Source organism: Pseudomonas caspiana (genome assembly GCF_040224095.2).
In the GTDB taxonomy this organism is placed as follows: Bacteria; Pseudomonadota; Gammaproteobacteria; order Pseudomonadales; family Pseudomonadaceae; genus Aquipseudomonas; species Aquipseudomonas caspiana.
On sequence record NZ_CP167995.1, the window covers coordinates 2969024 to 2987000 of the forward strand.

Annotated in this window: 12 protein-coding genes and 1 pseudogene; 7 read left to right on the forward strand and 6 right to left on the reverse strand. The window is 57.2% G+C overall.

Going from position 1 to position 17977, the window contains the following annotated elements; translation table 11 throughout:
- Nucleotides 1–61: 61 nt before the first annotated feature.
- The 3 genes and pseudogenes from ABRP31_RS13620 to ABRP31_RS13630 form a co-directional block, all read right to left on the reverse strand.
- Nucleotides 62–862: a hypothetical protein gene (locus ABRP31_RS13620; RefSeq protein WP_087264417.1), complete on the reverse strand. Its 801-nt coding sequence runs from the start codon at nt 860–862 to the stop codon at nt 62–64.
- Between the two features lie 649 nt (nt 863–1511).
- Nucleotides 1512–2882, reverse strand: a pseudogene (locus tag ABRP31_RS13625) (DUF3999 domain-containing protein); the annotation flags it as partial.
- On the reverse strand, nt 2879–5710 hold the full coding sequence (locus ABRP31_RS13630) for a DUF2339 domain-containing protein (protein ID WP_349969946.1): 2832 nt from the start codon (nt 5708–5710) through the stop codon (nt 2879–2881). The pseudogene ABRP31_RS13625 and the gene ABRP31_RS13630, both read right to left, overlap by 4 nt.
- A gap of 267 nt (nt 5711–5977) precedes the next feature.
- Between ABRP31_RS13630 and ABRP31_RS13635 the strand changes: the two genes are divergently transcribed.
- From ABRP31_RS13635 to ABRP31_RS13665, 7 genes are read left to right on the forward strand one after another with little or no spacing between them, the layout of a single operon-like run.
- On the forward strand, nt 5978–6994 hold the full coding sequence (locus ABRP31_RS13635) for a 3-oxoacyl-[acyl-carrier-protein] synthase III C-terminal domain-containing protein (RefSeq protein ID WP_349969948.1): 1017 nt from the start codon (nt 5978–5980) through the stop codon (nt 6992–6994).
- The gene (locus ABRP31_RS13640) at nt 6994–8001 is read left to right on the forward strand and encodes an NAD(P)-dependent oxidoreductase (protein ID WP_349969950.1); all 1008 of its coding nucleotides are present in this window, start codon (nt 6994–6996) and stop codon (nt 7999–8001) included. The genes ABRP31_RS13635 and ABRP31_RS13640 overlap by 1 nt, the downstream gene beginning before the upstream one ends.
- The gene (locus ABRP31_RS13645; protein WP_349969952.1) at nt 7998–8852 is read left to right on the forward strand and encodes an MBL fold metallo-hydrolase; all 855 of its coding nucleotides are present in this window, start codon (nt 7998–8000) and stop codon (nt 8850–8852) included. Before ABRP31_RS13640 ends, ABRP31_RS13645 begins: the two co-directional genes overlap by 4 nt.
- The gene (locus tag ABRP31_RS13650) at nt 8842–10200 is read left to right on the forward strand and encodes a F390 synthetase-related protein (protein WP_349969954.1); all 1359 of its coding nucleotides are present in this window, start codon (nt 8842–8844) and stop codon (nt 10198–10200) included. The genes ABRP31_RS13645 and ABRP31_RS13650 overlap by 11 nt, the downstream gene beginning before the upstream one ends.
- Complete coding sequence (locus ABRP31_RS13655) at nt 10188–11342, forward strand: ATP-grasp domain-containing protein (protein WP_349969955.1); 1155 nt, start codon at nt 10188–10190, stop codon at nt 11340–11342. Before ABRP31_RS13650 ends, ABRP31_RS13655 begins: the two co-directional genes overlap by 13 nt.
- Entirely contained in the window at nt 11339–12478 is a 1140-nt protein-coding gene (locus ABRP31_RS13660; protein ID WP_349969957.1) for a hypothetical protein, read from the forward strand. Before ABRP31_RS13655 ends, ABRP31_RS13660 begins: the two co-directional genes overlap by 4 nt.
- The gene (locus ABRP31_RS13665) at nt 12475–13476 is read left to right on the forward strand and encodes an aromatic ring-hydroxylating dioxygenase subunit alpha (RefSeq protein ID WP_349969959.1); all 1002 of its coding nucleotides are present in this window, start codon (nt 12475–12477) and stop codon (nt 13474–13476) included. The genes ABRP31_RS13660 and ABRP31_RS13665 overlap by 4 nt, the downstream gene beginning before the upstream one ends.
- A gap of 174 nt (nt 13477–13650) precedes the next feature.
- Here the strand turns inward: ABRP31_RS13665 and ABRP31_RS13670 are convergent, their stop codons facing one another.
- From ABRP31_RS13670 to ABRP31_RS13680, 3 genes are all read right to left on the reverse strand, one after another.
- Nucleotides 13651–15384, reverse strand: a complete 1734-nt coding sequence (locus ABRP31_RS13670) for a DUF4344 domain-containing metallopeptidase (protein ID WP_349969961.1) — start codon at nt 15382–15384, stop codon at nt 13651–13653.
- A 106-nt stretch (nt 15385–15490) separates the two neighbouring features.
- Nucleotides 15491–15955, reverse strand: coding sequence for a hypothetical protein (locus ABRP31_RS13675; protein ID WP_349969963.1), 465 nt, complete (start codon nt 15953–15955; stop codon nt 15491–15493).
- Between the two features lie 238 nt (nt 15956–16193).
- Nucleotides 16194–17918, reverse strand: a complete 1725-nt coding sequence (locus tag ABRP31_RS13680) for a DUF4344 domain-containing metallopeptidase (RefSeq protein ID WP_349969964.1) — start codon at nt 17916–17918, stop codon at nt 16194–16196.
- Nucleotides 17919–17977 lie beyond the last annotated feature (59 nt).

Here is a 17977-nt window from a genome sequence, read left to right on the forward strand (position 1 = left end):
AAGTTAGCGCCAGCGTGGCGGACATTGCCCCGTGAACGGGTAATCCGGCCAATGTTTCAGTCTACCGATAAGGCATTCTTGTTTGAGTGCCCGCGATGACAGTAAACAGGCGATATGACACGACCACCATCAGAATTTTCCAGATAAAGGCCTGACTCCATAAGATAATCATACTTGTCGTAACTCCATGCTCGGGAGCGACGAGAATGTCCTGCATAAAACGGATATAGAGGTCGGGTGACATCAACGCGATACTGTGGGTGATCAGCATGTACGGAATGTGGATCCACAAGATGCAACCCAAAATTTTCCAGCCTTGCCCTTTCGTCATGCGGAAACTTTCACGTATAGCGCCGACGCTGTTAAGGCCTCTTAACATAACCAGACACTGGCTGAGTATCAGTTTGATCGTGAGCCAGAATACGAAGGGGAACATCAAAAATTCAACTGTTTCCCAGAATTGTGCGGGCACGTAGTCGACGGTATGGAACATAAGTCGTTGCCATTCTTCCTTCCCCATGAACGGAAGGTCGCGGAGTAGGTAGAGCAACTCGGCAAGCACTGAAAGTACCACCAGATGAGGCCAGCGGCGCAGGGCGATGGACAGCACCTCTGCTTTGGTCAATCGCTCCTCCCGGCTGCGTGCTTCGAGCGTGAGGATCACCACCGCGGCGTAGAACGGGGTAATGATCGGGTTGACCAGAGCGTCCCAGACCCATGGACTTTCGATCCCCAATTGGCTTCTGATGATATTTTTTACGCACATCTCCAATACCAGCAATGGCAGGCATAAAACGGCGATGCTCCCCGCATTTTTCCATAACAGGCCAAACGACGATTTTATAATGTCCAACGGTGCCATAGTGATGACTCCTCAGTGCCAGGCCGTTCGACGACCACGGTATAAAAGCGAAACACCACAAGGCCGTGAAGATTCTGATACATTTGGATTTCCAGCGTTATGAAACAGCTGGCGAAACGAAGTTGTCAGGAACTTCAGTCCATTGATTAACGGCATTCGCAATGTTTATCGGGTTGGGTTCGTTTGCTCGCCATACTGAATATCACGAGCAAATGATTGCATTGATTTGCCGGGTAGACCGGGTTACGAATTACGGCCCATAGCGATCCAGCACAGTGTTTCTTATGCCTGGCTCATAAATGATCGATACACTTTGCGGCGCCTCTGTGGCCTCGGCCAAAGCGAGAAATATAGAGCCATATGTGTGTTGGCCGACCTTTACTTCACCAAACGCTGGAGTTGCGTCGAGTTTCCATATGCAGACTGGGACCCCGTTTTCATGAATCCTTTCTGACCAGACAAAAACCGATTCCTCTGGTTTGCCATCGACGTCGAGGTATACGCATTGGCCGACGCGCGCGCCCTCAAAACGCGCTCGATAGAATCCGTCTAGCGCTTCCCACTCCCTCTTCCCTGGTGGTCCTTTGCGGAATACCAGAGGAGGTTCTGGAGGCTTGTCGCTTGCTGCGCTTGCGCTCGACGTTGAAGGCGAGGCACGCAGCGTACTCAACGCCATCCAGCCAAGTAACATCACGCCCAGAGCCAGTACCGACAAGAGTCCGATACGTTTCCAGTTCAGGCCTGATGCGTCGTCCGGCGACATGGGTATCAGCTTGATCTGTGTGTTCTCGGCCACGGCGGTGCCCAGGCTGCTCATCTTCTGCGCGCTGTAGTCCGGGATCAGCGTTGCAGGGGGCAGGTTGGCGGGTTTTGCTGCGGGGTTCCCAATGGCCAAGGTAAACGGGCCGTCGCCACGGGCGAGGAAGACCACCTGAGGCGCACGCAGTGCGAAGCGCAAGGTCGGCGACGAAGCGCCTAATCCGCCACCGCGCTCATCGAGTTCAAGTTTCACCTGACGCACGATGGTGCCGTGGGTCTCGACTTCATTCTGGACTACTTCCTTGCCGTCTTGCGTCAGCCGGTAAAGCAGACCATTGCCGATCGCTTGCCAGGGTGCCTTGCTGTCCGTTCGACCGTACACGCGGCCGGGGGCGATGCTGTTGGCCTGGGCCATGTCGACTTTCACGCGCTCGACGGGCAGGCCAGTCGGCAGTTGCCAGATATAGCTGCCTGGTTTTTCGACGCTTCCAGTCACTGGCTCCGACCAGGCAAGCGGCAACGCGGGGGTATCATTGTTGACTGTCAGAATTTGTGCTGAGGTCAGCATCGGCGCGTTGGGGGTCGAGCTCCATAGCAGCCGCAGATAACGTGCGGTGCGACCGGGCAGGGTGACTTCGCGCTGTTCGACCGTTTGATCGTCGAATGACAGACGCGCTACCTGGCTCACGCCCCATGAGTTCCAATTCTGCAAATCATCGCTGGCTTCGATGCTGAAACGCTGAAAGCCGTCTTGAGCACTGTCCCAGTCGAGAATCAGTTTTTGCAGCGGCTGGTTGATTGCGCTCATGTCCAAAAGCCAGCCACGCAAGACTTGCTCATCGGCGGCAGCGCCATCCTGAGGCTCAACCTCCACAAGTGTACCGCTGGCGCTGCGCTCAACCTTGATCCTGGGCGCTCTGTCGAGTTCGTTGGCTCTGTTGTAAAGAGGGAACCATTTCACGTTCGTCGGCGTTTGCGATTGCTCCGCCTGAACCGGATTGTGGGCGATGGCATATGCCTGAGCCTGACCCTGGGCGTTGAAAATGCGCAAATCGCCAAGATCCCGCTGGCGCGAATTGAGCTGCACATTCATGGGCAGTTCAATGCGATACCAAGGGCCGTTACCGCTTAGTTTCAAGGGCGTCTGGCTCGCGAAATCCGCCTGGGTGTCATCGGCGCTGGCAAGTGTAGAACCCAGCAATGCGACACCGCACAGGGCCAGCCGGAACAGCTGCTTATAACTCAATAGTGTGCTCCTCATAGCGATGGGTCCGGCTTGCCGGCAAATGGATCAGCTTTTTGCGTCGTGTTTTTTTTGGGCGGAAGAGGCGCGAAGTAACCCACCACCAATAGCAGGATGCCGACCCCGATGAAGGAGATGACACGGGCCATGCCGCCCCGGTCGCTCAGCTCTACCAGGAACAGCTTGGCAACCACGACCCCGATCAGCACTGCACCGGTAATCCATACTTCACGTTGCCTGCGAAGATGGCCGCCGATCATCAAGGCCAGTGCCGTCAGGGTCCAGACGATCGAAAGTGCCGCCTGCAGCAGCGAGGGATCGATGGGGCTGCGGAACACCATGCCAGTGATCAGCGCGAACAACGAGGCGCCACCTACGATGATCGCCAGCCGCTTGGCTTGCAGAGCCTCAATGCCGAAATGCGGCAGGTTATTGCGGATCCAGTTCACGATTCCCAGCAGGGCGAACAACAGGCCCAGTTCCAAAGGGTTGAGCACTGGCACATAGGGCAGAGGGTCGGCGTCGACGTAGCTGTAGTAGTTCATCAACCAGAACCACCCTAGCAACCACAGAACGACAGGTACGGCGGCCCAAACGCGATAAGCCTTGGGGTACGCGTCAACCGGCCATGGCCAGCGTCGGTTCGCGGCCATGGCAATCAGGTAAAAGCTGGGTATCAGTGAGCCTGCGAGAGAACTCCAAGCACTGTAAGCGGCATTGGAGTTGACCAGAATGTATGCGCCGTAAGACAGCTCCAGGCTGAACAGCACAATGTATAACCAGACACCCAGAATGTGGGCTCCCGCCAGTATTCTGCGTGGCAGCAAGTCAGCCAGGCGATGCAGTGAGAACATGTGGACGATCAGCATTGCGGTCCAACCTACCCATGCCCAGTTGGCGAACAGGTGCCGATAGTCGCCCATGCATATGAGCAACATGAACCAGCCAGCCGGTATCAGCGCCAGGCATAGCGCAGCCAGACCTGGCCAACGCCAATGTGTCGCCAGCCACGTCCACAGACCAACGCTGATCGCGATCGACAGCAGTAACAATGACGCCAGCAGGAAGTGAGGCAACAGATGCATGTGTGCGATGAGTAACGACATCCCCCACCATGCACCACCCCAGCCCAGCAATATCGCTGAAAGTGCTTTCTCGTTCATGTATCGCAAGGTTTTGATGCGGTGGATCTGCAGGGCGCTGAACAAACCGGCAAGGGCAATGATCATTGGCGTCCAGAAATCCCCTCCTTTTGTAGAGGGGAAGTACCAGGTAGTCATCTCGCCGATGAATGCAAGACCGGCAGCTATTTGCAACAACACACCAAAGCCGCGGGCCAGCAGCCGTTGCTGGCGCATGCCCAGCCAGAAAATCGCTGCACCTTCGATGGCCCACGCGCTGGTGGTCCATTTCGCGCCCAGCCCTAGCGGAATAGCGAAGGTCGCAAACACAATGCCGAGTGCGAGGCAGGTTTCTACCAGCAACAAGGCACGCCCTGGTGCCCGGCCCGAAAGCAGGCGGGCTATCCCCATGTAAAGCATGCCCAATGCCAAAGCGCTGAACGCCGCGCCGAATTCGAGATCGGCTGTCAGTGAATATTGCAAACCGAAGCCCACGAGCGGGGTGCCAAACAGCAGCGTGCCATCAACGTAGTCACCCTGGCGTCGAGACCATTGCAGCATCGCTTCGCGGCTGGCGTCCGTGGGGGCGTCGCTGAGTTCCTGCAACTTGCGTCGGGCAAACAGCAGGCCGATGGCCAGATACATCAGGAAGAACAGAATCAGGAACGGTTCAACGCTCCAGAACAGATCCGGTGTGTACGAGCGCAGCCCCCATGCGATGCCAATCCCGAACGTGCCGAAAAAACCGATCAGGTTCAGCAGACGCCAGGTCTTGAACCAGGCGATGGCAAAAACCCCGACATTGAGCAAAGCGAAGTAGCTGAACAGCGTGATATGACTGCCCTGGCCTGTGGAGGACAGAATCGGTGCGGCAAAACCGCCCAGTGTTGCCGCACAGGCCAGTGCCAGCGAGTTCTGGGTGATGGCGAGCGTGGCGGAGAACAGCATGACGACAATCAATAGTGCGAAGCCCAACGTTGGGTCCAGCAACTCGTGCACGCGAATGGCGCCGCTCACTGTCAGGTACAGCACGCCGACGCCGGTGCCTTGCATCATCAGCGCGAAGGCTGGTTTGCGGCGGCGCAACCACCAGCCCAGCCCGAGTAACGCGATTGCGCTGCCAGCAACGCCTGCGTAACGGGTTTCAATCGGGACCACGACGCCTTCGGTGGCATATCGCAACAGAAACGCGAGGCCCAAAAACAGCACCACAGCCCCCATGCGAAGCACAGTGTTACCACCCAGTAGCCAGTTCTGCGCAGCTTGAAGCGCGGCGTTTACAGCGTTCGGCATGGCAGGTTTTGACGGCGCGGGTCGGACAGTCGGTTGGCCGGTAGCGGACGATGCGGCGGGTTTGGCGAGTTCGTCCGAAGTTTGCGCCGGAAGCTCCCAGACAAGTTCCGTCTCGGGCATTGAGCTGACAGAGGTGGACGTATTGTCAGGAAGCGGTGCGGACGCGGCAGTTTGTGCCGCCGAGTCTGTTGACTGTGCCGGCATCGATTCCAGCAGCGAGATACGCGCTTGCAGACTTCCTATCTGCTGCTGCGCTTGCGCCAGCTGCTGGCTTTGCCGTGCCGACTCCAGGCGCAGGGTTGTTACACGCCGATTGAGCCAGACGCCGAAGGCAAGCAATAGAAGGGGGGCGCCAATGACCCAGATATATACCGGATTATCAATGAGAACATCGGCTATCCCCAGACCTATTTCCAGAAGAAGAGATAACACTCAATAACTTCCTTTTTAGTAAGGAGCAGGGACGCCTTGATCGCTCACTATTGAGCGTCAGTGCGGGGTGGAACCGTCAACAAATCTGCCAGCGTCGCCTGAAAGATATCAATAAGCCCGAAGTTTGAAATCTGCACTTATTTTCAATAACTTAAAGTGTTTCAGGCGCTTAAAAAATAGTACACATGTACTATACCGTCCTGCGGTAACCAGCCCGTATAAAGTGTCAGTACGTCAGTACAATGTTTTTCTCTAAACGGAATTTGAATGCAGACTTCACCGCTGGCTTTGCCTCCACGGCCTGTGACCATCATCGGTTCCGGGCATGCGCTGCCGGACAGAATAGTCACCAGTATCGCCCTTGATCGTGAGCTGGGCCTGGCGGCGGGGAGCGTCGAGCAGATCAGTGGGGTTGTTCAGCGGCATGTCGCGTCCAGCATCGAAACAGCCGCGAGCCTGGGCGCGACCGCCGCGCGAAATGCCTTGGCGGCGGCCGGTCTCGAGCTGGACCAGATCGACTTGATCGCCTGTGCCAGTGGCACTATGGATCAGGGCATGCCGTGCAACGCCGCGTTGTTGCAACGTGAATTGGGCATGGGTCACTCCGGCATCCCGGCCATGGACATCAATGCCAGTTGCCTGGGGTTTATTGCCGCCATTGACACCTTGTCATGGCCCCTTGTTGCCGGTCGCTACCGGCGTATTCTTCTGGTCTGTTCCGACATCGCGTCCTGTGGGCTGGATTGGCAGCATGTGGAAGTCAGCGGCATATTCGGCGACGGCGCAGCGGCTGTCGTTCTGTGCGCGAGCGAAGGCGGGGCGAAGATTATCGCTTCGAACCTGAAGACGTTTGCCGAGGGCGCTCATTTATGCCAGATCCCGGCCGGTGGATCGCGCTTTCATCCTCGGCGTATCGATATCCCGTTCGAACCTTTGACCAGTTTTTCCATGCAGGGCAAAGGTGTGTTCCGTCTTGCCGCGAAGCACCTGCCCACGTTGATGAATGATCTGCTGGATCAGGCCGGGCTGACTCAAGACCAGATCGACTGGGTAATCCCTCATCAAGCCAGTCAGCAAGCGATGCAGCATGCGGCCAGGCGCCTGGGCTTTGCCCCGGAGAAAGTCATCGACGTTTTTGCTCATCACGGCAATCAGGTGGCTGCCTCGCTGCCGACAGCGCTGGATATAGCGATTCGTGACCAGCGCGTTCAGCGCGGGCAGATCCTGATGTTGATCGGTACCGGTGCAGGGTTATCGATCGGCGGCATGATCCTGGAGTATTGATGAAAGTTCTGGTGACCGGCGGCACTGGTTTCATTGGTCGCCATATCGTCTGGCGACTTGCCTCCCAAGGCTGTGAAGTGCTGTTCAGCGGACGCAATGCGACAGCAGCGGCCGATGTCATTCGGCACAGCCCGGGTGCCATCAAGTGGCTTGCCCTTGAGCATGGTTCTTCAGCCGGGGCGAACAAGCTGATCGAGGCGACGCGAGGCTGCACGGCGGTTGTCCATTGCGCAGCGTTGTCCTCGCCCTGGGGAACGACAGAGGCGTTTGCCCAGGCCAATCTGACGGCCACCGAAGAAGTGCTGAACGCCTGTCGCATCAATCAGGTCAAGCGCCTTGTGCACCTTTCGACACCCAGCCTGTACTTTGCCTTTCGTGATCGACTCGATATCCATGAAAGCGAACCTTTGCCAATGCCCGTCAACGAGTACGCACGCACCAAAGCGCTGGCCGAAATGAAGGTTCAGGAGGCCGGTCTTGCCGAGGCCGTGATTTTGCGTCCGCGTGCGGTATTCGGCCCGTGGGACGGTACGTTGTTGCCACGGCTGTTGCGTGTCATGCAGCGCGGGCGCATACCCCTGATGCGCGGTGGCAGGGCCCGACTGGACCTGACCTGCATCGACAACCTGGTCCACGCCGTGGAGCTGAGCCTTAATCAACCGTTGCCGCGCCCCGTCTGCACCTACAACGTGAGCAACGGTACGCCGCTGGCTTTTGAGGATTTGTTGCATCAAATCGCCGAGCAATTTCACCTCACTCTGCGCACCCGACGCCTGCCATGGCGGTTGGTGGACGCCGTGGCGCTGGCGTTTGAAACCAGCGCTCGACTGCGTCACAGCGGCGAACCTCTACTGACTCGCTATGGCGCCGGAGTGCTTGCATTCAGTCAGACCCTGAACCTGGACGCGATACGTAACGAGCTGGGTTACCGCACGGTGATCACTCAGGAGCAGGGCATCCGCCAGCACGCCCAGTGGTGGCTTGCGCAACAGGGCGTAAAACCGTGAGCCGCACAGTCAGCCTCAACGTATTGCGCGCCGGTTGGTGCCGACACCTGGCGTGCATGGCTGATCGCAACGCCCGCTGGGCGCCGACGCGCTTTCCGTCACTGTGCGGTTTGATTCGCCATCCCGATGCCGGCTGGATCCTGTACGACACGGGTTACGCCGAACACTTCTTCAAGGCCACCCAAACCTTGCCAGAGCGTTTGTACCGCACCGCAGTGCCGGTGCAATTGCCGATACAGGAGCAGTTGATCGCTCAACTGAATGACTTCGGCATTCAGCCTGAGGATATCCGCACAGTGATCATTTCGCATTTTCACGGCGACCATATCGCCGGGTTGCGGGATTTCAATCAGGCTTCATTCATTGCGCTTGATGCTGACCGTCAGCACATTGAAAGCCTGCGGGACTCGCGTTGGCGGGCGACCCTTGGCGGCCATTTGCCGGGCTTGCTGCCGGACGATTTCGCCAGCCGGCTGACCCTGGCTGATCATTGCAGGGTGGCGACCTTGCCTGAATGGATGGCCCCGTTCACCCAAGGCCTGGACCTGTTTGGCGACGGCAGTCTGATCGGCGTGCCGCTACCGGGACACAGCCATGGTCAACTGGGGTTGTTCATTCCTGATGCTCAAGGGCGTCCGGTATTTCTGGTGGCCGATGCCTGCTGGTCGGTGCCCGCTTGCCGCGCAGAGCGACTGCCTGCGGCGCCTGCATTGTGGTTTGCCGGTCACGATGCCAGACAGTACAAACAGACCTATGCCAGCCTCGGCACGCTGATCCGTCGAGAACCTGCCGTGGCGGTGTTACCTTCGCACTGCACGCACGCCTGGGAGGCGTTCAGCAATGAGCAATGAACGCTTGATCGGCAAGCTGCGCAGCGCGCTGAGTTTTCTCAACAGTCGCTATCGCTTGCGCTTCACTCGCAGAGAGCAACTGGAAGCGTGGCAGGCTCAACAGCTGAAGTTTTTTCTGAAAAACGTGGTGCCGACAGCCGAGCGCTTCAAAGACCAACACTTCACTCGTCTGGCGGACTTTCCGCTGATGGACAAAGCGACAATGATGAGCGACTTTGCGGCGTTCAACACTCGCGGTCTTGGTCTGGATCAGGTCTTGCCCGTCGCGCGGCAAGCAGAAGAATCCCGCGATTTCAGCCCTACGCTGGGCGATATAACCGTGGGGCTTTCAAGCGGCACGTCCGGTAATCAAGGTGTGTTTCTGGTCAGCACTCTGGAGCGACAGCGTTGGGCCGGGATTCTGTTGGCGAGGACCTTGCCGGGCCGCTTCCTTCCGCGTTTGCTGTGCTTCTGGCAAGCGCCCTTGCGGATCGCTTTCTTCCTGCGGGCCAATAGCCGTTTGTACACCACGTTGAGCAGTCGCCGTATCGACTTCGCGTTTCACGACCTGACACTCGGGCTCGACGCGTCACTTGAACGTCTGCAGGCGCAGAATCCCGATGTACTTGTAGCCCCGGCGACGGTGTTGCGGGGGCTGGCTGAAGCCTCATTAAGCGGGCGTTTGTCGATTCGTCCGACGCATATTCTGTCGGTGGCCGAGGTGCTTGAAAGCACGGATGCAGATGCCGTTCTCAAAGCTTTCGGGGTAATGCCGCAGCAGATTTATCAGGCCAGCGAAGGCTTTCTTGGCTACACCTGCGAGCAAGGGACTTTGCATCTCAATGAAAGCCATCTGCACATTGAACCGGAGTGGCTCGACGCCGGGCACACCCGTTTCCAGCCCATCATTACCGACTTCTCCCGTCGCACCCAGATGATCGTGCGGTATCGCCTCAACGACGTGTTGCGGGTTAGCGAGGCGCCTTGCGCTTGCGGGCGGGTCGAGCGGGCAATCGCCGCTATCGAAGGGCGTGCCGACGATATCCTCTGGCTGCCTGATGTGGCGGGGCGCCAGTTGTGCGCGCTGTATCCGGATGTCGTGCGCCGAACCTTGCTGATGCACGGCGCTACGCTGCAGGAGTATGAAATCCATCAGACGAACCTGAACTGGCAGATCAACGTTCAGGCCCGCTGCGATCATGACGCTCTGTGCCAGGCAATCCGCGAAAGCCTTCAACAGTTATGTGCCGGGCAGGGCGTACGTCCTCCGGCGTTCAGCTTCGGTCACTGGCAAGCGCAGGCCCCACACGTTAAACGTCGACGCCTGAAACTCCTGCAATTGCCTGAGGGGCTACCATGCGCGTACTGATTTTAGGGGCTCGTGCACCGGCGTGTCTGGAGTGGGCGAGGGCCTTCAACGAGGCCGGCTGGACCGTGAGCGTGGGGGACTCGCTGGGGCAGCCGCTGAGCCGTTTCAGTCGTTCAGTGCAGCACTTCGTTCGTTTACCTGAGCCTCGACTCGATCCGGCTGGCTGGATCGAAGCGCTGGTCAGCGTGATCAAGGCACAACGCATTGACCTATTGTTGCCAACCTGCGAAGAAGTGTTCTACCTGGCTCATGGTCTGGAGCGCCTCAGGCCGTTGTGTCGGGTGCTGACCAGTGATTTTGCGCTGTTGCACCGACTGCATCACAAGGGGCAATTCGCGGCCATGACTCAGGACTGGACATTGTCGACGCCGGAAACCCGCCTGCTGACGGATCAGCAGGCCGTGTTGGCGCTAAGTGCAGAGACTGCGCAGTGGGTGTTCAAACCGGCTTACTCACGTTTCGCTTCACAGACCCTGATCCGGCCCGACGCGAGTCTGGTTAGCAAGGTTCAGCCCAGTATCGAGGCGCCCTGGGTTGCGCAGCGGTTTATTCAGGGGCGGGAGTTTTGCAGCTTCAGCGTCCTGGTGGAGGGCCAGTTGCGCGCTCATAGCGTCTACCAGCCGCGCTATCGGGTAGGTCGGGGTTCGGGAATCTATTTCGCTCCTGCGAGGCCGGAATCCGTGCGGTTATTCCTGGAACAGTTCGGCCGTGAAACTGGCTATACAGGGCAAGTCGGCTTTGACTTTATCGAAGATCATGCTGGCCGTTTCCATGTACTGGAGTGCAACCCTCGGGCCACCAGCGGCGTGCACCTGTTCGACAACCAGCGTCAGGCGCTGGTGAGCAGCCTTGGCGAAGCATCCGGCAGCGTGCTTGAGCCCACCCAGGAACCACGCATGATCGCGCTGGCGATGCTTTTGCTGGCTGCGCCTTCACGGTCGTTGAGCAGGACGTTCTGGCGTGATTACCGTGTGGCCCGCGACGTGATCGTTCAGCAAGGTGATGTGCTGCCGCTGGCGGCTCAATGGCTGAGCCTGGGGGAAATCCTCTATCGCGCTGCCTCTCGCCGCTGCGGGGTGCTGGCCGCATCCACCGCAGACATCGAGTGGAACGGCCAGTCATTAGCGGACCCGTCGCAATGAAATTACTTTTCCAGGAGCAGCTCCTTCACGAGCCGGTGACACCCCACGACAGTCCCGCCCGACAATACGTCCGTGGTTGGTCCGAGGCAGGATTGATCGCCAATGTCAGCACGCGGATGGCGCTGCTGGACACCGGGACGCAGCAGCTTGCGGTGAGCATCAACGACGGAAATGACCCTGAAGAGAACTGTTATGTGGTGTCGCCCCGTACCGCCTACAGCGGGTATGCCCGCGAAGAGCTGAAGCGCCTCGGCCGCCCGTGGCTGACCCGACCGCTGAGTGCGCTGACCCAAGGCGTCGACGCTTTGTTGAGTTCGGCCAAAGTCGACAAGCTGGTCCAGGTCAACAACTGGCTGCTGTCCACCAACCTGTATCCCGCTGACTGGGATCTGAGTGAGCTGCCGCAGATCAGTGCTTTTTTGCAGCGGACATTTCCTGATCATGCGCTGTGTTTCCGCTCAATCAATGAGTTCAGCAACCGCGAGCTGAAACAACGTTTGCGAGCGCTGGGCTTTCTGAGCATTCCCAGTCGACAGGTGTATGTATTCGACGGCCGGAGCGGGGTGGATGCACCGTTTCTCCGGCATCACAACACCCGGCTCGACCGCACATTGTTGCGGCGCAGCCCCTATCAAGTAGTGCCGGGTGCTGCCCTGAACGACAGTGATTTTCTACGGGTGGAACAGCTTTATAACCTGCTGTATCTGGACAAGTATTGCCGACTCAATCCGCACTACAGCGCCCGCTGGATGCAGCGTGGTCAACGAGAAGGCTGGCTGGAGATGCGTGTTCTGCGCAACCCGGATGGCCGTATCGATGGCGCGCTGGGCTGGTTCGCCAATGACTCGACCCTCAGCACTCCGATTGTGGGATACGACACCGCGTTGCCACAGAAGGCCGGTTTGTACCGGCAACTGACCTGTCTGTGCCTGCTCGAAGCCGCCGAGCGCCGTACGGTGCTGAATTTCAGCTCCGGCGCCGCAGGCTTCAAGCGCTTGCGCGGGGGGCAGCCGCAGATCGAATACAGCCTGATCAAGGTCGCCCATTTGTCTTGGGGGCGTCGCTGGATATGGCGATTGCTCAGTGTTCTGCTGCATGGAATCGGTGTGCCCCTCATGAGAACACTCAAACTGTGAATCACCTTGCTCAATGGTGGCCGGTCGCACTGAGCCACGAACTGAAAAATGCCCCGATGGCGTGTCAGGTCCACGACATACCTCTGGTGCTGTTCCGCGCCGACGATGGACGTGCAGCCGCATTACCCGATCGCTGCCCGCATCGTTTTGCGCCATTGAGTCAGGGCAAGGTGCGCGATGGACACATTGAATGCCCTTATCACGGTTGGCGGTTCGCAGGGGATGGTCGATGCACCCGAGTCCCCGGCACTGAACACGTCCCCTCCAGCAAAGCATTGCTGAGCAGCCTGGCCTGCTGTGAAGCCGATGGTCTGGTGTGGGTCTGCCTGAGTGACCAGCGTCCGGTTGATTTGCCCGTTGCCCCGGCCGAGCAGGGTCAGAAACTCGATACGTTCTGGATGACCGATCAAGTGCAGTGCTCATTGCAAGACGCTGCGGAGAATTTTCTGGACGGATTTCATACCCATTTTGTCCATGCGGGCTGGATCCGTCATGACAAGCAGCGTCAACGCATCACGGTCCGGGTTCGCCCGCTCGATGACGGTATCGAGGCGATTTACAGTGAAGAGGGCAAACAGTCCGGGCTTATCTCGCGATTGTTCGAGGGGCAGCGTGGCAAAAGCATGGGACGTTTTCGCCTGCCAGGGCTCTCGGAAATCGAGTACCGCGATGGCAACGATCGCCTTAATCTGCTGGTCAGCGCCTGGATGACGCCCTGTGCGGACGGGCAGTTGCGGGTTTTCGCGCGAGTGGCGACGGCGCGGGGCAAAATTCCCGCCGTGTTGAAGCGTGCGGTATTGCGGCAGGCGTTCAAGGTCATCTTGCGCCAGGACCGACAGATTCTGGAGCAGGTCAGCGCCAACAGGCGACGCTTCCAGCAATATCCGGTCATGCCGCTGGACGGCCCGCAGGACTTGCTCGGGCCCGGCATCAGGCATTTGCTTGAGCACGGGCAGCCGCTGGATTTTGAAGAGCGCACGGTTGATATTTCGCTGTGAAGCGCCCCAATCCGGCAGGACCGAATTCATTCGGGAAGGCGGTATTCCTGACGGCACACGTACATCAAATGTACCGGCCCCTTCGCGAATGAATTCGCTCCACGGATTTATGTTTGCAGGCCAACATAGAATCTCCCACTGGTAAGAGATCTCAGGATCTGTAGTTGAAAAGACTCACTGCCGGCTCTGCGAATCCTGGCGGTTGATTGAATCGTTGGCGTCCTTCTGATAGCGCGGGGCAAAGTGGGGTAGCAGTAACCGCGCCCAAGACGAGACGATTTTGCTGGTTTCCTGAGGGCAGCGTGCAGCTCTCGATTTCGGTAGCAGCCCCCGATCGACAATTGACGCGTACTCCTGAGGGTTACGGCCGTAAACCATGCAAAGCAGATTGTAATAACGCTGTTCATTCAAGGAGTGCTCATCCGAGAACGCGTCATTGTGCGTGTTGCCGTTTTGCAGTGATGCATTGTTTTTGAACCAGGTAGCCGTCATTGCCAGTACGCGAGTCAGCTGTTCAGGTGTCTCATCACGGTTGACGTGGAACAGAATCATGGTCGCCGCCATTTGATCGACTGCGTCTTCTTCACGGCCGGTAGAGGGCAGGTTCAGCAAGTCGATAAATGCATGGCCGGTTTCATGCAGCAGAATAAAACGCAGGTTGGATTTGACGTAATCAGTGGGGAAATCAGGATCGTTGCTCGTATTCAGTTCATCGGCCTGACGCAGCAGGTAGTTGACCATCTCATAGCAGAGGAAGACTGCCGAGTCTTTCGGGCTGTAGAACGCATTCACCATCCCGCACTCCATGGCCACATAGTGCAGAGGGCGAGGCATCATGAACATGCCGTCCATGGCGTCAATTTCTACGTTACCAACCAGCAAGTCAGCCTTGCGCGTGAAACGGTAGGCATCTTCCAGTCGAGCATCACGCGGAGCCTGATAGGTATAGGAAAAACGTGTGCCCTTGCCGTCCGAGACATCGGTTTTTTGCGCATTCTGTGCGGCAGGTTGCTGCTGTGCGGGCTGTTGTTGCACAGGTTGTTGCTGAGCAGGTTGCTGTGCGGGTGGTGGCGTATTTGCGTTATTTGCAGGCGGGTTGCCGCCGGCTTGGTTATTGGCAGCCTGGGCCAGCCCGACAAGGTAGGAGTAGTCAGGTTCTCTTGTCTGGCGAGGTGTATCGAAGGGTTCAAAGGTGTTTGAAATCAATACCGAGATCGGCTGCATTTCTGCGTCCCGAGTGCCGCTCCAGACCAGATCATAACCTCGGACTTCGCCACCACGCTGTTCATAGCGGCTGTAATATTTTCCGGTACCGCGATCACCCGAGATGATGAACAAACTGCCTTTTCTGAACGAGTAAGCGACGGTGGATTTACCGTTGCCGGTCAGGTCGTTGTACAGCGTGTCGATGGCATCGGGTTTGACGTTATCGATACGTAACAGCTGGATCGAAACACTCCGATCTTCAGAATCAATATTGACGAAGTTCGGTTCCGGGCTGGTGGTCCTTGTGAGCAACTGTGAAGGGTAGGCCAGCGTCACGCCGGATTTGGGTTCGGTGATCGTCGTCCAGCCGTACTTCTTACGGTTATTCAGCGCCATACCACCCAGATGCACCGCGAGATCGGCATTGAGCATCCCGGTGCCAGGTTGCTTGTATTGCTGCTGAACAGTGGCGATGGCGTCCCGTGTACCTTTGCCAAACTGGCCATCGATCCAGCCGTTGTAAAAACCGCCCCAGATCAAGCCTTCCTGAATCAGCTTTCGTTCATCGAGGTTGAGCGAGCTTTCTGTGTTGTCGGCATTCTGGGTGGCATAAGGGTTTGCGGGGGCTGCAGCGCCCGCGAACACGCCTCCAGGCTGCCAGGCAAGGATTGCGACAGCTGTGATGAACGCCACGTGCACCATGCGATTTTTCCAGCTCGTCGAGGAGCGGGTTGCTACAGTCCCTATCGTCAATGGAATAGCCCCTGAAGTGCGCACGCTAGATAAAGTAAGTTCGTCATCATTTATTTCAGTTGTCAGGTAGTGCTTCATAGCCTTCGATTGCATAGCCCTTGATGCTCGTGCCTGTCAGGTGGGCGTCATCGCACCTGTAACTCCGCCTTTCATAACTGTAGGAAGTCCGTATCTGATTGATATCGCGCATAAGCCGCCGGAATTGCCAGCCTTCCTCGACTTCGTAAGTCAGGTGTTTGTCATCAATGGCGATCACGCCGTCGGAGTAGATCAACGTCTGCCTCGATCCGTCGTCACCGGGTAAAGGCTGCGGATCGGCTTTCTGCTGATCGGCTCGCCAGGTCGTCTCGAGGAAAGCACGGCAGGCAGAAGCGCTGGGCAACGTGCGGTCTTCGATCGTACTGGGTGGCAGTTGCCCGCTGGCATGCACGCAAACGGGCAGGGCCAGAAGTACAAGTGACACCATCAAGCCTGCCAGCGCTTTAGGAGGTGTTGTTGTCCTGACGGATGCAGTAGCCATACTCCGTAGTTATCCTTGATTGCTGCACAGTCGACGTCTTTTAATGTCGGCTGCGGAGTCACACTATCGGCAAACATTGCAGAAGTTGGTTATTAGCAATTTACGGGGAAACTATAAAATTCCAATAGCACATCCGTACTATAGGTGCGGCGAGAGTGAGTGTGCTAACAACTAAAATTAACAAACGTTATGTCAACGGTTCCCTGAACATGCCCAGATGCTCAGTCGGAACAACACCTCATTGCGGCGTCTGCGCATCATGGCGATCAGTTGGACTGCTGTTCTTCTGATACCGCGGTGCCAGGTATGGCGACAGGAAGCCTACCCATGCTTCGTATTTTTTCGGCGCATCTTCTCTGCAACTTGCTGCTCTGGATTCCGGAAGCAACTGCTGATCGATAATCGAGGCGTATTTCTTCGGGTTGCTGCCATAAATCATGCACAGCACGTTGGAATACCGCTCCTCATTCCAGGCGTGTTTGTCGGAAAAATAGTCGCGGGTGTAAGCCGGTTGCACTGATGGATCGGCTTTGAACCCGGCCGCGTTCATTGCCAGCATGTGCGTGGGTTCTTCAGGATCGTCCTCATTTTTCATACCCAGCAGAATCAGGGTGGCGACCAGTTGATCGACAGCTTCTTCTACGTTCATAGGCGGTGGCAGTTTCAAGAGGTCCATGAGCGCATGGCCTGTCGCATGCAGAAGAATAAGCTGCAGCCTGGCTTTAATGTATTGAAGCTGGAATGCCGGATCCTTATCGACGTAGAGAGATTTAGCCTCGCGAATAAGGTAGTCGACCATCTCATAACACAGGAAAACTGCGGCTTCCTCGGGCTCGTAGTCCGCATCCACGCGACAAGGTCTGGCGATATAACGCAGAGGATGTTGCGTCATGAACATCCCATCCAGCGCGGCGATTGCGACGTTGCTTCTCAGCAAGTCAGACTTGCGTGCCACGCGATAGGCGTCTACAGCTTTGCCACTCGTGAGCTCCTCGTAAAAATAGGAAAAGCGCGGGCCAAGCCCATCGGCAGTAGCGTTTACCGGCGCTTGCCGCTCAAGGGATGAAGCCTTGTTGCTAACGGATTGTTTTTTTATTTCCCTGGAGAGCTCACTCAGGTAGGGGTAATGAGGAAACTTTATCCCGCGAGGTTTAAGAAAAGGGTCGTATGTCGAGGGCGTGCTGAATGGGTCGAAACTGTTGGCAATCAAGGGGGAGAGAATTTGCATCTCCGTATCACGCTCGCGGAACCACACCAGGTCATAGCCACGAATTTCAGTCCCTCGTTGTTCGTAACGGCTGTAGTGTTTGAGATCACCACGCTCCCCGGCGCTGACGAACATATTCTCGTTCTTTAACCTGTAGGTGATGGTCGACTTTGAATTTTCAGTCGTTTGCTTATAAAGGGCGTCAATAGCGCCCAATTTAACGCCAACCTGGTTCACCATCTGAAGCAATATTTTCTTGTCGTCCGATACAAACCCCATCGCTCCGGTGCGCGGGTCGGGAGAGGGCGTAAGCAGTGCGGTCGGGTAGGACAGCATCACGCCCGTTTTAGAGTCGGTAAAACTGTCCCAGCCGAATTTGTTTCTTGAGTGTTGGGCTAACTGGTAAAGACGCGCGGCCATTTTGGTGCCCAGCCGACCCGTTTCGGGTTGTTGGTACTGTTGCTGAAGTAACGCAATAGCGTCACGCGTGTCCTTTTCAAAGTTGCCATCGATCCGGCCGGTATAAACCGTGCTCCAGATCAAGCCTTCCTGAATGATTTTGCGCTCATCAAGATTGAGCAGGTTTTCAATATCATCCGTAGTCTGAACGGGGTAGGGCGGAACGGGCGCTGTCTGCTCGGCAAACGTGTTCAGTGGCTGCCACAGAAATGCTGACGCAGTAGTAATGAACGCCAAACGCACCACGTGATTTCGCCAGCGTTTCGATGCGCCGTTTGCAACAGTCAGTATCGTCAATGGGTTGGATCCTTTGCTTCTGAGATGGCCTGTGCCTGTCGATCGGGCCCGTCGTTCGT